This window comes from Shewanella algicola (genome assembly GCF_014648035.1).
In the GTDB taxonomy this organism is placed as follows: Bacteria; Pseudomonadota; Gammaproteobacteria; order Enterobacterales; family Shewanellaceae; genus Shewanella; species Shewanella algicola.
The window spans coordinates 20,177-35,157 of record NZ_BMQI01000029.1 but is presented as its reverse complement, the minus strand read 5'-3'; the positions used below and the strand labels follow the sequence as shown (position 1 = coordinate 35,157).

14 protein-coding genes are annotated in these 14,981 nt (G+C 42.0%); 6 read left to right on the top strand and 8 right to left on the bottom strand.

Annotation, left to right across the window (positions count from 1 at the left end; genetic code table 11):
• Positions 1–20: 20 nt before the first annotated feature.
• A complete protein-coding gene (gene rpsB / locus IEY42_RS13320; RefSeq protein ID WP_188925691.1) occupies positions 21–749 on the bottom strand; it encodes a 30S ribosomal protein S2 in 729 nt (242 codons plus the stop codon).
• A 372-nt stretch (positions 750–1,121) separates the two neighbouring features.
• On the opposite strand from rpsB, the gene map reads away from it, so the two are divergent.
• From map to dapD, 3 genes are read left to right on the top strand one after another with little or no spacing between them, the layout of a single operon-like run.
• Positions 1,122–1,919, top strand: coding sequence for a type I methionyl aminopeptidase (gene map, locus IEY42_RS13315; protein ID WP_188925690.1), 798 nt, complete (start codon positions 1,122–1,124; stop codon positions 1,917–1,919).
• Between the two features lie 20 nt (positions 1,920–1,939).
• Positions 1,940–4,513: a bifunctional uridylyltransferase/uridylyl-removing protein GlnD gene (gene glnD / locus IEY42_RS13310; protein WP_188925689.1), complete on the top strand. Its 2,574-nt coding sequence runs from the start codon at positions 1,940–1,942 to the stop codon at positions 4,511–4,513.
• 60 nt (positions 4,514–4,573) lie between these two features.
• A complete protein-coding gene (gene dapD, locus IEY42_RS13305; protein WP_188925688.1) occupies positions 4,574–5,398 on the top strand; it encodes a 2,3,4,5-tetrahydropyridine-2,6-dicarboxylate N-succinyltransferase in 825 nt (274 codons plus the stop codon).
• A gap of 111 nt (positions 5,399–5,509) precedes the next feature.
• Here the strand turns inward: dapD and IEY42_RS13300 are convergent, their stop codons facing one another.
• The 4 genes from IEY42_RS13300 to IEY42_RS13285 form a co-directional block, all read right to left on the bottom strand.
• Positions 5,510–7,420, bottom strand: coding sequence for an HD domain-containing phosphohydrolase (locus IEY42_RS13300; RefSeq protein ID WP_188925687.1), 1,911 nt, complete (start codon positions 7,418–7,420; stop codon positions 5,510–5,512).
• 418 nt (positions 7,421–7,838) lie between these two features.
• Positions 7,839–8,708, bottom strand: coding sequence for a formyltetrahydrofolate deformylase (gene purU, locus IEY42_RS13295; RefSeq protein WP_188925686.1), 870 nt, complete (start codon positions 8,706–8,708; stop codon positions 7,839–7,841).
• A 170-nt stretch (positions 8,709–8,878) separates the two neighbouring features.
• A complete protein-coding gene (locus tag IEY42_RS13290) occupies positions 8,879–10,357 on the bottom strand; it encodes a PTS transporter subunit EIIC (RefSeq protein WP_188925685.1) in 1,479 nt (492 codons plus the stop codon).
• Entirely contained in the window at positions 10,309–10,773 is a 465-nt protein-coding gene (locus IEY42_RS13285) for a flavodoxin (protein ID WP_188925684.1), read from the bottom strand. The genes IEY42_RS13290 and IEY42_RS13285 overlap by 49 nt, the downstream gene beginning before the upstream one ends.
• A gap of 166 nt (positions 10,774–10,939) precedes the next feature.
• Between IEY42_RS13285 and IEY42_RS13280 the strand changes: the two genes are divergently transcribed.
• Positions 10,940–11,101, top strand: a complete 162-nt coding sequence (locus IEY42_RS13280) for a hypothetical protein (RefSeq protein ID WP_160056695.1) — start codon at positions 10,940–10,942, stop codon at positions 11,099–11,101.
• A gap of 46 nt (positions 11,102–11,147) precedes the next feature.
• Here the strand turns inward: IEY42_RS13280 and truC are convergent, their stop codons facing one another.
• Positions 11,148–12,029, bottom strand: a complete 882-nt coding sequence (truC, locus tag IEY42_RS13275) for a tRNA pseudouridine(65) synthase TruC (RefSeq protein ID WP_188925683.1) — start codon at positions 12,027–12,029, stop codon at positions 11,148–11,150.
• Between the two features lie 43 nt (positions 12,030–12,072).
• On the bottom strand, positions 12,073–12,390 hold the full coding sequence (locus IEY42_RS13270) for a YqcC family protein (protein ID WP_188925682.1): 318 nt from the start codon (positions 12,388–12,390) through the stop codon (positions 12,073–12,075).
• Positions 12,391–12,483: 93 nt separating this feature from the next.
• Here IEY42_RS13270 and IEY42_RS13265 point away from each other — a divergent pair, with 93 nt between their 5' ends.
• Together IEY42_RS13265 and IEY42_RS13260 are read left to right on the top strand one after the other, a co-directional pair.
• The gene (locus tag IEY42_RS13265; protein WP_188925681.1) at positions 12,484–13,497 is read left to right on the top strand and encodes a DUF3549 family protein; all 1,014 of its coding nucleotides are present in this window, start codon (positions 12,484–12,486) and stop codon (positions 13,495–13,497) included.
• Positions 13,494–13,880, top strand: coding sequence for a DUF3301 domain-containing protein (locus tag IEY42_RS13260; protein WP_188925680.1), 387 nt, complete (start codon positions 13,494–13,496; stop codon positions 13,878–13,880). Before IEY42_RS13265 ends, IEY42_RS13260 begins: the two co-directional genes overlap by 4 nt.
• 91 nt (positions 13,881–13,971) lie before the next feature.
• Here the strand turns inward: IEY42_RS13260 and IEY42_RS13255 are convergent, their stop codons facing one another.
• Entirely contained in the window at positions 13,972–14,679 is a 708-nt protein-coding gene (locus IEY42_RS13255; RefSeq protein ID WP_188925679.1) for a hypothetical protein, read from the bottom strand.
• Between the last annotated feature and the right edge of the window lie 302 nt (positions 14,680–14,981).

The following is a 14,981-nucleotide window of genomic DNA, read 5'->3' as shown; positions in this document are numbered from 1 at the left end:
ATGGTAACCATCACGCCTTATTAAACAGCTTCTACGAAACCGTCTTGCTCAGCTTGAACAGCTAAATCTTGACCACGGCCAGCATTGGCAGCAGCAGCAACAGATGAAGTGTACAAACGAATAGCACGCATCGCGTCGTCGTTACCAGGAACGATGTAGTTAACACCGTCTGGCGCAGAGTTAGTATCAACAACTGCAACAACTGGGATACCTAGGTTGTTTGCTTCTTTAATAGCGATATGCTCATGGTCAGCACCGATAACGAATAATACGTCAGGTAAGCCGCCCATGTTTTTGATTCCGCCTAAAGACTTTTCTAACTTGTCTAATTCGCGTGAACGCATTAGCGCTTCTTTCTTAGTAAGCTTGTCGAAAGTACCGTCTACAGACTGGCTTTCTAGCTCTTTAAGACGCTTGATTGACTGACGAACAGTTTTCCAGTTTGTTAACATACCGCCTAACCAGCGGTGATCAACATAGTACTGGTCACAAGAAATTGCAGATTCTTTGATAGCTTCGCCAGCAGCGCGCTTAGTACCTACGAATAATACTTTACCTTTCTTAGAAGCAACGTTGCTAATGAAAGCTAAAGCTTCGTTGAACATTGGTACAGTGTGCTCAAGGTTGATGATGTGTACACCGTTACGAGCGCCGAAGATGAAAGGCTTCATCTTTGGGTTCCAGTAACGTGTTTGGTGACCGAAGTGAACACCAGCTTGTAGCATGTCGCGCATTGAAACAGTAGTCATTGTATATACCTTAATGTAAGGGGTTAGACCTCCACGCATCCCATGTTTTCGACCCTCTTATTACCGTTGTAATAAAAAAGCACCCCGAAAAATGTGTCGATACGTGTGTGATTTAGTATTTAAGTTAATTGCCATGTATAATGACCGCCATATTTTACGGTTTGCCGAACTCTTTGTGATGTTTTGTTTAAAATGCCTATAAATAAGCGTTTAATGACATACAACGACATCGAGCTAACTCGAACCGTACAACAACGATCTTATACACAACGGCGCGCTTTATACCATAATCAGCAGCTAATTACAAATTTTTGCTGCAAAATCCTTGGGTAAAACGAGCCAATTTTGACCGTCAAATGATAGAGAGTTTTCATGAGTATTGTGATTAAAAATGCAGACGAAATAGCAAAAATGCGTGCAGCAGGCAAACTGGCTGCGCAAGTATTAGAAATGGTTGCACCTTTTGTAAAAGCTGGCGCGACCACGGACGAGCTAAACGACATTTGTGCAAAATACACCGAAGAGCAAGGCGCGATTTCTGCCCCGCTCAATTACCATGGTTTTCCAAAATCAATTTGCACCTCTGTTAATGAAGTCGTATGCCATGGCATTCCATCTGGATACGTTTTAAAAGAAGGTGATATGGTCAACCTCGATATTACTGTCATTTTAGATGGTTATCATGGTGATACGTCTAAAATGTTTTTAATCGGTGAAGTGTCCGCAAAAGACAAACGCTTAAGCAGAATTGCTCAGGAAAGCTTATATTTGGCAATCCGTAAGGTTCGTCCTGGTTTAAAATTAGGCGAAATTGGTACGACCATCGAAAAATTCATCAAGGCAAGCAAAACAGGGCTTGATAAGTACTCCATCGTGCAAGATTATTGTGGGCATGGCATTGGCTCTGGCTTTCATGAAGAACCTCAGGTTGTGCATTACAAAAACAATGACAAAACCGTGCTTAAACCGGGCATGTGTTTTACTATTGAGCCAATGATTAACGCTGGTCGTCATACTACAATTTTAGACAAAAGCGATAATTGGACAGTGACCACCTCTGATGGTAAAAATTCAGCTCAGTGGGAGCATACATTACTGGTTACCGAAACCGGTGTAGAAGTATTAACTTTACGCGAAGAAGAAGACTTCCCTCGTATCATTAATCACTAACATAAAGAGTAAGGATATCAATGAAAACTGCGCTGGCCGCCAAAAATGCATTAATAGACTTAAACCAGCGCTTAGTTGAGCAATACACGGCAAAACATTCTATTGCTGATATTGTTAAGCATCGCAGTCAATTTGTTGATTCTTTATTAACCCAAGCATGGCAAGAATTCGCCTTAAATACTGGCGAGCTTGCTTTGGTTGCGGTTGGCGGTTATGGCCGCAGTGAATTACATCCTCATTCTGATATCGATTTATTGTTTTTAGTTAACGATGAGCCATTATCTGCCGAGTTAGAAAGCCAATTAAGTTTGTTTATTACCTACCTGTGGGACACCGGACTTGAAATAGGTCACAGCGTCCGTACGCTGAGTCAAACTATCGAACAAGGCAAAGCAGACATCACCATTGCCACTAACTTAATTGAAGCAAGGCTATTAACCGGTAGCGAAAACTTGTTCGATTTACTCTATGACAACATTCGTCAACAAGACTTTTGGCCATCTTATGAATTTTACAATGCCAAAAGAGAAGAACAAATTGCCCGCCACAGTAAAGCCAGTGCCTTCGATTTAGAGCCCAATATTAAAACCTGCCCAGGTGGGCTGCGCGACATTCAAACTGTGGCATGGGTTGCAATGCGTCACTTTGATGCCGCAACCTTAGAAGAATTAGTCGAGTATGATTTTCTTGCCCCTGCAGAGTTAGAAGAACTGCTTGAGTGTCAAAACTTTTTGTGGGAAATTCGCTTTGCCCTGCACATCACGGCAAATCGCAATGAAAACAGACTGCTGTTTGATTTACAACGCCAGGTAGCCAGTTTACTTGGCTATGAAGACGCCACACAACTTGCTGTTGAGCAAATGATGAAACGCTACTATCGCACGGTACGCCGAGTGATGGAGCTTAATCAAATGCTGCTGCAATTATTTAAACGCGCCACTCTTGGGCACACTCAAGCCTTAGAGATTCAGCCGATTAATCATCAGTTTCAACGCCGTGGTCGTTATATTGAAGTATTAGACGATGAGTTATTTACTCGCGCGAATGAAGAGATTTTACGTTTATTTTTAATGATAGCGAAAAACTCTAACATTCAAGATATTTATGCTCCAACTTTACGCTTACTGCGTAATGCACGCCGCGGATTAACCGCGCCTTTGCAAGATAACCCCGCTTGTCGCAAAGTGCTGATGGAAATTTTAAAACATCCCAGAGGCATTGAAGCCTTATCGTTTATGCACAAACACGGTATTTTATCTTCGTATTTACCCGCCTGGCGCAAAATTGAAGGTCAAATGCAGTTTGACCTATTCCATGCGTACACTGTCGATGAGCACACCCATAGATTATTACTCAATATTGAACGTTTTTCACAAGCGGAACAAAAAGATGAGTTCCCTCTTGGCGCGATTTTAATTAACCAATTGCCTAAAAAAGGCTTATTGGTACTAGGTGCGATATTTCATGATATTGCCAAGGGTCGTGGCGGCGATCACAGCAAGCTCGGCTCAAAAGATGCCATCGACTTTTGTAAATTGCATGGCATGAATGATCATGACGGACGCCTCGTTGCATGGTTAGTTGAAAATCATCTAGTGATGTCTGTCACCGCACAGCGACGTGATATTTCAGATCCCGACGTAGTGGCTGAATTTGCAGATAAAGTCCACGACACCATTCATTTAAGCTACTTGTATTGCCTTACCGTAGCCGATATCTGTGCCACCAATGAAAAAACCTGGAATAACTGGAAAGCCTCATTACTGCGTGATTTATATTTCTCGACACAGCGCGTATTAGCCCGCGGCAAAGAAAAGCCTGTCGACGTGAAAGCACGAGTAAGCGAAATTCAAGCTAAGGCTAAAAAAGAACTGATCCGCCGAGGCTTAAAAGAAAAAGACATGGACGCCCTCTGGTCACGCTTTAAAACCGATTACTTTTTACGCCATCAACCCAATCAAGTGGCTTGGCACGCTGAAGCGATCCTAAAGCACAACCGCGACGAGCCATTAGTATTAATGTCTAAGCACACCACTCGAGGCGGCACAGAGCTGTTTATTTACAGTAAAGATAAACCCAAACTGTTTGCCACGGTAATGACTGTATTAGACAATAAAAACATCAATGTTCATGATGCCAACATCATGACATCAAAAGACAACTATGCACTCGATACGTTTGTCATCTTAGAACAAGATGGCGAACCTATCATTCAGCTGTCGCGTATTCAAAGTATCCGTAAAGCGCTCGAAAAAGCCTTAGCCAGCGAAAATCCAAAACTGCCAAAGTTCAGAAAACTGGCGCGGATCATGAAACCTTTTAATGTTGCGACTCATGTGAGTTTCTTACCGAGTGCCCGTCATGGTACAAGTATGATGGAATTAATCACCTTGGATACGCCTGGCCTACTCGCCAAAGTCGGTGACACATTTTATCGTTGTGGTGTGACATTATTGGCGGCAAAAATCACCACTATTGGTGAGCGCGCAGAGGATTTCTTTATATTGCAAAACCAAAGCGGCGCGGCTTTAGACGAACCACAGCAGCAACAATTATCAGCAGCCTTAAAATTGGCGCTGAAATCATCTAACTAATTTTTTAAACTCAATGTTTATGCTAATTTTGAGCTAATCATTATCTACTGGGAGAAAACAATGGAGGCTTTACGCCAACGCATTGAAGCAGCATTCGAAACACGCCAAGACATTTCACCAACAAGTGTCGAAGCAAGTGTACGTGCTGATGTTGAAACTGTAATCAACATGCTAGACAAAGGCGAAGCACGCGTTGCTGAAAAAATTGACGGTGAATGGCATGTTCATCAATGGCTTAAAAAAGCAGTGTTACTGTCATTCCGTATTTTCGACAACGGTGTGATTGACGGCGGCGACACTAAATATTTCGACAAAGTATCGCAAAAATTTGCTGACTATGACGAAGCACGCTTTAAAGCTGAAGGTATTCGTGTTGTGCCACCAGCGACCGTACGTAAAGGCTCATTTATAGGTAAAAACACCGTATTAATGCCATCTTATGTAAACTTAGGTGCTTACGTTGACGAAGGTACCATGGTTGATACATGGGCAACGGTTGGCTCATGTGCACAGATTGGTAAAAACGTTCACTTATCTGGCGGAGTGGGTATTGGTGGCGTATTAGAGCCATTACAAGCAGGTCCTACCATCATTGGAGACAACTGCTTCATTGGCGCGCGCAGCGAAATCGTTGAAGGCGTTGTTGTTGAAGAAGGCTGCGTGATCTCAATGGGCGTTTACATTGGCCAAAGCACACGTATTTTTGACCGTGAAACCGGTGAAGTGCATTACGGCCGTGTACCCGCAGGCTCTGTTGTTGTGTCTGGTAACTTGCCATCTGCTTGCGGTAAATACAGCTTATATGCTGCGATTATCGTTAAGAAAGTAGACGCTAAAACTCGCGGTAAAGTGGGTATTAATGAACTACTGCGAATTGTTGATTAATCATCGTACTCGATGCATTCATTAACTAAAAAAGGCGCTGATAAGCGCCTTTTTTAGTTAACAAGAACTCGGTATAAGACATGGAAACAACACGTTGTTTTAAAAGGTTCACTATCCAGAGTTTAGGTTATTTTTTAAAATGGCATTCGCCAATAATTGCCAGGTTAACATACCCAATACTTGTTCTTTGTCATTTTGAACCAATAAGTAATTGGCATTAGTTTTCTCTAGGGTAATTTTGGCATCATTTAAAATAGTATGGCCATTAATCAAATTCATTTTATGAGTCATAATTTGGTGCGCACGTTTATTTAATAAACTTCTATCGGCCGCTCGCTCTGCTGCGGTATCAATAAATGGGCTGTGCCAAAATGCCAACGTTTGGGTATCAATAATCCCGATTGGTTTACGCTCTTGCTCAGACAATACCACGGCAACGTCTAGTTTAGCCTTTTTCATCATGGCTTCTGCGTGCTCTAAGGTATGGTACTCCTCTAAAAACACTACTGGGAGTAAAGGTAAACTCGACACATATTCTTCTTCTTTAAAATCTTCAACGGCTAAAATCTCTAAACAGGTATCAACCACATCGGCATCAAAGCGTGTACCACGACCTTTCATTAACTCGCCGATTAACGCATCCATACCCAGTGATGGGCGATAAGGACGATGACTCAAAATAGAGTCTGCAACATCTGCAACTGCAATAATCTTAGCTTCAAAAATAATATCTTTACTTTTAAGGCCTTTAGGGTAACCAGAACCGTCTAAACGTTCATGATGTTGTAAAATCATTTCTTTAATTGGCCAAGGAAACTCGACCTCATCGACAATCATTGCCCCTTGCTCAGGATGCTGTTTCACTAACTCAAATTCAGCATCGGTTAACCGCGAAGGTTTAGCCAAAATTTGGCTCGGCAATGCCAGTTTACCGATATCGTGGATTAACGCGCCTAATTTAAGCCCTTCTAGACGTTCAGGCGACAAGCCCATTTTCTCGCCCATTAAATAGCTTAACTGTGCCACCGACTTTTGATGGCCTGCGGTGTAAGCATCTTTGAGCTCTAGTGCTTCAGATATAGCTCCAATCAATTGCACCAAAATCAAGGTCATTTTCTCTTTTTGCGCCTTGATAATGCTCGATTGGTGCGACACTGCTTTCATGGTTCTTGGCAGCTCAACACTGTGCCATAAAATAGTGGCAAAAATAGTTAATGATTTGGCATCAACATCGGTATATGGCTTGTCTCGATTACCTACACCAATAATACCTACCAGTTTTTTTCGGTAATGCACCGGAATACAAAGATGATTTTCAAAGGCAAAGTAACCGTCTTTTTGGCTTTTGCCTTCAATGACCGTGCTTAAGTCATTTTGAATAACCGCTTTACGGGTTTTAATTGTTTCAGCCCAAATCCCAGAGTCTGCTCTGTAGGTTTGTTTTTTCGGTATCGAGAAGTAATCACCAACGCCTTCATCCCAAGCTGTTTGGACAATTTGGTTGGATTTTTCGTTAAAGATATGAACATAACCGACTTTAGAGTGGGTTAATGCTAAGGCTTGTTTAATTGCCGTGACAAACACTAAATCGCCGCTGGCATTAATGACTTCTTCAATCTGCTCAAGCCATTTATCACTTGACTGGATTGCTTGGTGATAATCTGGATGAAGTTCGTTTAACCAGGCTTTGTCGAGTTCAATTCTGATAATGCTGAGACACCAATGTTCAGCACTCTCAGTTAATGGAGTAAATGTGGCTTGCAGTGCATGTCCTTTGTCATCAACAAAGTTAACGACATGAGTGCTGTCGCGTAGGGTAAAATCAATGTCGTCGAGTTTTAATGTTGGAAATGCATTTGACAAAGGTTGCTTTAAAATGGCCGAAATCGGCTTTTTAACCAAAGTATACAAGGGTTCGCTTAGCTTAATTAACTCAAGCCGATTGTTTACAATACCCCAACTAAGCTTTGCACTTTTGGGTACTTCAGATGGTTTTAAGAAAAAATCAGCTTTTTGTAACATCAACAACCCTATAAAAAATTAAATACTTACCCATTATAAATGACATAAAACATAAATAATCTTGTGATAACAATCCATTGAGTTTTGACAGGCCACAAAAAGTCAGGGTCTAATCCGTTTCGAACACGTCAGGTTAGCGAATCAAACTGCATTTACAGCATAAAGCCTTAATTACAGTACTACCTATTGGCAAGTTAAATGTCATTATTCAATGCTTAAGCCTTTGCCCAAGCACGATATTGTAAAATTGTGGGCAAGCTAATGTGAATCGCTTACCCAAACATCACGAAACAATTTCTCACCACAGTGTTTAACAATAGTGTTTAACAATAACACTATAATTTATATCGGCCACAGTACGGCATAACTTAAACTCAATTTGCCATAAAACTGAGTTTACCCATTAATTGCATAAAGATTAAAACACCACTGTTTTGTTGCCGTAGACAACCACTTGTTCATTTAATACCAATTGTAATGCTTTACTCAATACACTCTTTTCAACATCACGGCCGTTATGCGCAAGCTCTTCAGCACTGTAACTGTGGTCTACAGAAATAACATCTTGCTTAATAATCGGACCTTCGTCGAGATGATTATTAACAAAGTGGGCTGTAGCGCCAATAATTTTAACGCCACGCTCCCACGCTTGCTTATACGGTGATGCGCCGATAAAAGCCGGTAGGAATGAATGATGAATATTGATGATTTTATCTGCAAAGGCTGAAACAAATTCTGGTGTGAGTACTCGCATGTATTTCGCCAATACCACAAAGTCAGGATCATATGGCTTAATCACTTTAAGCATCGCTTGTTCATGCTCTTGACGATTTAACCCTTCATGACTGACATAATGAAACGGAATATCAAATTTTTCTGTTAATGGCTGCAATACATCGTAATTACCGACGACTGCGGCAATCTCAACATCTAAGCCACCATAATAAGATTTCATTAAAATATCGCCCAAACAATGGGCTTCTTTGGTCACCATAATGACAATGCGCTTGGTGCACATATCGACAAGTCTCATGTGGTTTTGTGCAGGAAGTACCTCACGCAACTCGTTCAACAGGCGTTCATCATCAAACTGCCCTTCAAGTTCTGCTCGCATAAAAAAGCGGCCTTGAGCATGATCCACAAACTCGGTGTTTTTAATAATATTAAGATGATTAGCAAAACACACGCTGGTAATTTTTGCGATTAATCCTTTCGCATCGGCACAATCAGTAATTAATACTTTGCGCTGTAATTCCGTTGGACTGCTGTTACTTGACTGATCACTCACGCTTACGACTCCTGTTAAATGGCCCAATACCAATCGTTTTGCCAGTTTGCCACTGAAAACAGCTCTTAGGGGAGTTTTTTTGATGATAAATGCTCATAAACACAAATTAATTTGTTTTATGCATCGATTGCTAAAAAATAATGATCAACAGGCCGTAAAAATCACTCGGTTTAGCGTCGTGAATCTAAATACTTTTGCAATAATTTACGTAACGATTCAGCCTTCGTACCATAAACCACCTGCACACCTTTACCCATCACAACAACCCCTTTGGCACCTAGACGCATTAATCGTGCTTTATCGATTAAATCAGCTTTATTCACACTAATGCGCAAACGCGTTAAACAGGCGTTGATTTCAACAATATTGTCGCGTCCACCGAGTGCTGAAATCATGGCGCGTAAACTTTCTTTAGGTTCTGACTCCTGGTCGGTTTGCTCTAATCTTCCGGGCGTTTTTAAGTTAAAAGCTAAAATGCTGGCGCGAAATAAAGCGTAATAAATGATGGCGGTAATCGGTCCAAGCACCCATATCCAATAAGTATTAGCCGAGCGCGAAAACAGCAAACTAAAATCCACTAAACCGTGGGAAAATACGATGCTGTGGTGCACTTCTAATAAGATACACACGCTATAGGCAATACCCGTGAGTAAAGCATGGACGAAAAACAATAACGGCGCGATAAACATAAAAGCAAACTCAATCGGCTCGGTTACCCCTGTTAACCAACTCGCTGTAGCAGCTGAAAGCATAATACCTGCCACGCGGTTGCGTTCTGATTTATCAGCACAGCGCCAAATAGCTAATGCTGCGGCAGGTAACCCCCACATTTTAATTAAATAACCACCGGCTAAATTTCCTGCTAGCGGATCGCCGGCCAGATAACGGGCAACCTCGCCTCTCACTACAGTGCCTTGGTTAATGTATTGGCCAACTTCAAGGTAAAATGGGGCATTCCAAATATGGTGAAGCCCTAACGGAATTAATAATCGCTCAACAGTGCCATAAACACCAAATGCAATCGCAGGGTCTTGATATACGGACCAGTCAGATAAATGTTCTATCACTAATGATAAAGGTGGCCAGACATGGCTGAGCACGTATGCCAATAGCATTGACAGTGGAATAACAATAATAGGCGCGCTTCGTCTGCCTTCAAAAAACGAAAAAATCACCGGAAATTTAACATGGTAACTAATCTTAACCGCGAGGCAGGTAATTGCACCTACCAACATGCCACCAGCAATACCAGTATCGATGGTTTGCATTCCCCACAGTGGCCTTGACACTAATCCATAGATGTCGGTCAGCGCCCCCATGGTTGATAAGAATACGCCAAAACCAAACACGGCAGAAAATGCAGCAATCCCTTGATCGCGACAAAACCCAATTGCCACCGCTACACTAAATAGCAGAGGCATCATAGTAAACACCAGATTGCCTACCGCCGACAGTACAATATTGAGTTCATTAGGGATAAAAGGTAACGGATTAACAGTGAGGCCGAGCATGACCCCTGCGGCGGGCAATATCGCAATAGGGATTAACAGCGCTTGACTTAAGCGCTGAGCAAATTTAAACCATTGTTGCGAAAAAAAACTTACGCTTCGTTGGCCGATGTGGCGGCGTTTTGCCAACTGCTTATCCATGTTTCAGCTTCAATTTCGGGTTCCATTGTTTCGCAAGCATCAATTTCCAGTGTCTCGGTGAGCGGCTTAGCGCCAAGCTCAACTAACAGTTCATTAAACTGTTTGATTGCGCCACAGAACGTGTCGTAGCTAGAGTCGCCCAAACCAATCAAGCTGAACTGTAACGCAGGGAGATAAGGCGCATTAGATTTAAGTTCGTTAAACCAAGGCGCAATATCTTCAGGGATATCACCTTGGCCTGTGGTTGAACATACTACGATTAACAATTCTTCTTGGGGCGGCACAAATCCCGATAACTCATTGGGTTGCAGAAGTTTAGTGGCAAATCCTAATTTTGCAATGGCCTTTTCAATGGTTTCAGCAGTATATTGGGCACTACCATAAACAGTACCAAAAACAATATTGACCTTTTTCATGGTATACTATTCCCTTAAATAAAATTCGATATAAAATGCGTTTAGTCTGAATAACTTACTTTATTCGTTAGGCTTTTCGCAAGCGCCTTTTATAACGTATGTAAAATATATACAGAGCAATGAGTGATTCGCTCTAAATAAACAAAGACATTACGGAAGCAGTAGTATGCGACAAGTCAGCAGAAAGCGAAAACTCAAACTCCAGCACAAATTCGCGCATATACGCCGTAATTATTACTTCCATGTTGAGCAACAAGATCACGAACTTCTGCCTCCTATTGCTGAATTTGAAAAACTCAAAAAAGCTATCGCGGATCACATGGAATAACATCAGTATTTCACTGTAAAACGTCATACTGATGCCATAAACATGACTAACTCAGTAACATACTAGGCATTGATGATAATTGAGCATCATTCCAGCCAAATGCGTCAAACACAGTCAGCCACTCTGCTTCTAATTCCGTTTCAATATGCATGGCTTGTTGTGTCACCGGATGCACAAACTGCAAGCTTTTGGCAATTAACCATAACCGGTTGATGTTAAAGTGTTCTCTAAAAAACTTATTTTGCTTACCATCGCCATGAGTCGTATCACCCACAATAGGATGGCGTAAATGCGCCATATGCCTGCGTAATTGATGTTTACGACCGGTATGCGGGCTTAAACGCACTAATGCATATCGACTACTTGGGTATCGACCTGAGCTGAATGGGATTTCAGTATTTAGTAATGGCTGAAAATCGGTTACCGCCTCTTGCGCGGCTTTGTTAGGGTCAACGTGTTTATCGCCAATATCGTCAAACTCTTGCTTGAGTGCGTAATCTAAGGTGCCAGATTCGTGCATATTACCGCGCACAATGGCTAAATATTGTTTTTTAATGCTGTGATCGGCAAACTGCTCGCACAACTGGCGCGCGACTTCACTGGATTTAGCAAACAGCAAGACTCCAGATGTAGGACGATCTAATCGGTGTACCGGAAATACATGGCAACCGACAAGATCGCGGGTCATTTGCATGGCAAAAAAGCGTTCTTTACGCGCCAAATAACTGCGATGAACCAACAGCCCAGCAGGTTTGTGTATCGCCACGATGTGCTCATCTTGATATAACACTTCAATCACTGGTGGCTGTTCATCAGCCTCTGTTGCAACATCTGTGCTCGTTAAAGGTGCAGCCTCTTCAACAAACTCTGGCTCATAGCACTCGTCGTTATCAGTGGCTGATAGCGTATCGTTATCTTTAGCATTCATTATGAGTATCACTTAACTTTAGTGGGGCTTAAAATTTTATGAGTTATTGTTGGCTTAATACTGAGTCAAAGTTGTGTAAATGGCGTATTAGCTCAGCGTAATCTGTTATACCTTGCCAAACATGTTCAGCCATAGGCGCAATGGCCATATTGGTCGGTAACGGCTGCTCGAGCTCAATAAGTTCACTCATTTTGGGTATAAAAATAAACTGCAACCACTGCTCAAATGCCATGGTGTCGCAGGCAAAAGGGGCGCTGCTCGCCATAGCGTGCACACTGGGCGCACTATCAGCCCATAAAGAACACTGCTTAAGTGTTTGTTCTAAAATAATTAAATGGTTTTTACAGGTTAAATAAAGCATAAACATGAACGACAATATCGAGGCTAAGTCGGATTATGATATCATTTAGCTTCTTGAATACCCATCCAACTCGTTTGATTTAGTGAAGACACCATGACCGAAATAACCACCTTAAGCCAATTTCTGACCACCGCGAACACCCAATTCCAAATTTACGATTTAGGCCGCCGTGTTCAGCACATTGATATGTTGGCATTTCACCAAATCGATTCTTTATTGGCACCCTATCCGTATCCTATTCAAGGGCACGCGCAATTTGCGATTGTATTTTGGCAACAACAGCAGCAACCGTACATTTGGTTTGTAAAGTTACCTTTAGACGAGCAAGGCTTGTTATCACCCGCCCCTCGCACTCAGTTTATTAAAATGATTTTAGAGGCTCTTGGACGCGATCCAACCCAAGCATTAACCGATGAGCAGCAAGAACAACTCGCTAACCATCCTTTTAGCTTTAAACCAAATCAACATAAGCTCGCACTGTTTAATGCTTTAGTCAGGCTGCAACTTGGACAAGCGGCATCTAGCCAGTATGAATTTGCAGCACAATATTTGTCTGGCCAGGCGCCAACAGACAACTGGCAGCAATTAGGTTTACAAGGTTTGGCGGATATTTGCGTTCGCGCACATCAATTTGATCATCTTAATGACATTATTAATGCATTCGACCAGGCGCCAATAGAGGTGCAATCGGCGTTGTGCCAGTGCTTGGAACACATCACTGTTGAAGCCGATTTAGCTGAACGGTTATTTGCAAAAATGTCGCAAGCTGAACCAGAGTTAAAAGTAATGTATTTAGCCGCTCTTGCGTCAAATACGCAACTGAGTATGTCTGCGATTATGCAACTGGATGAACAGCAATTATTAAACGACAATAGTTTAATTACCATTGCAGCGCGTAATTGGTTGGCACTAAAAAATGATGCAACCCGTAAAGTGTATTTAGAAGCATTAGCAAAACAGCCACAGCACTTCTTTAACCAAGTATTTGCTGATATCGTGGCGATACCAAGCTTACGTCAAGGATTACTGTCAGATTTACGTCATCCAGACCGCAGCATTCAATTAGCGACCGCCATTGGCGGATTATTTAAGGCCACCAGCCTATGATGAGTGATTTTTTATTAATTGTTGCTTTAGTTGTTGTCGGCGCGTTTTTTTGGCAACTGAGGCAAATGGCTGAACTCAGCCGGAGGGTTGCTGAGCAATCATGCAAAAAACAAAATGTTCAAATGCTGGCTATTGCGATGGAGTCTGCTCGTCCAAGTATTGGCGGCTCTACCGGTATTTGTTGGAAAGCCACATTTATGTTCGAATTTAGTACCGATGGTATCAATCAATTCCGCGGCCATATTATGATGCACGGTAATCGAGCGACTAAAATTCAATGGCCTATTTTCCCAGAACCAGAATGGATGGACGCCCCTATGGCAAGCGGCAAGTTTGGTGGGTGTGGTTCAAGCCAAAGTTGTAACTCTGGTAAGTGCCACTAGCTCAGCATTGAAGCACCGTTTATTACGGCAGTTCAGCATAAAAAAACGCTATTTTTAACAAAGTAGCGTTTTTTTTGCTTTGATTATTGGATTAGGTTTGTGGCTTATCCAATATTTTATACTCGCTGTACGTCACTTTATGTATGCTGTCTAATGATTTAAAAATTGCTGCGGTACCATTAATGGTGGTTGAAGTGTGCGCAGGCATCACCAATCCTTCAAACACATCAAAACCCAACTCCAATTCAAATTTGGTTAGGGTGACTGAAAAAGCAGGGTTTAATTCATCGGTATTGCTGATTAAAATTTTGCGTAACTGCTTCGAGCGCTTATCTAGGAAAATAGTCCCAGTTAATGCATTATTATCTAACTTGTCGATATTAGGTGTAAATGTAAATGCGACACTATCGCCTTCCTCATCCACTATTGCTAATGTCGATAAATTAATCAGATCAGAAAACGCTAATTCATGGGTATTTTCATCTTTATCTTGCAGGAGTTCTTGCTGATGTTCACGGTATTCTTTTAAGCGCTTTTTATCGGGCGTTTCACCATTTTCTGTCACTAAGCTCCAGCGTTCAGTGTCGGGTAAAGAGGCATTAAATTGTTCAACTCGGGTCATGTCTGGCATCACAGTGTGTTGTGAGTACTGCCAACGCACTTTAGTATCGTCAGTATTGCTACTGATATCGCTTAACGCTTGCTCGACCCATTGTTGCTGCTCTTCACTCACTTGTGCAGTAGCGTTATAGCAAACTAATGAAAACCCCATCAATAGTGCAATTTGAAACCCTTTCATGCTATCTCCTTATACAATGGCGACTTAGATGTTGCTTACTCAAATGAGGTGTTAGCTCATAGATACTTTACAATTGGACAACATATCACTACAAAGTTCCATCACTCAGCAAAAATGCAAAAAGAAAGGCCGCGACAGTAACTGTCGCGGCCTTTTTATCTCTTGTTAAGCTTTCCCGCTATTTAAGTGCTCCCTGCACCATCCATGCGTCTAACTTGCGTCCTGCTCAATCCTTGGTCATTCCGTGAAGATCCGTGTACTTGCGTACTTTCCTTCTTACTCGATTATCCATTGACCGAGCC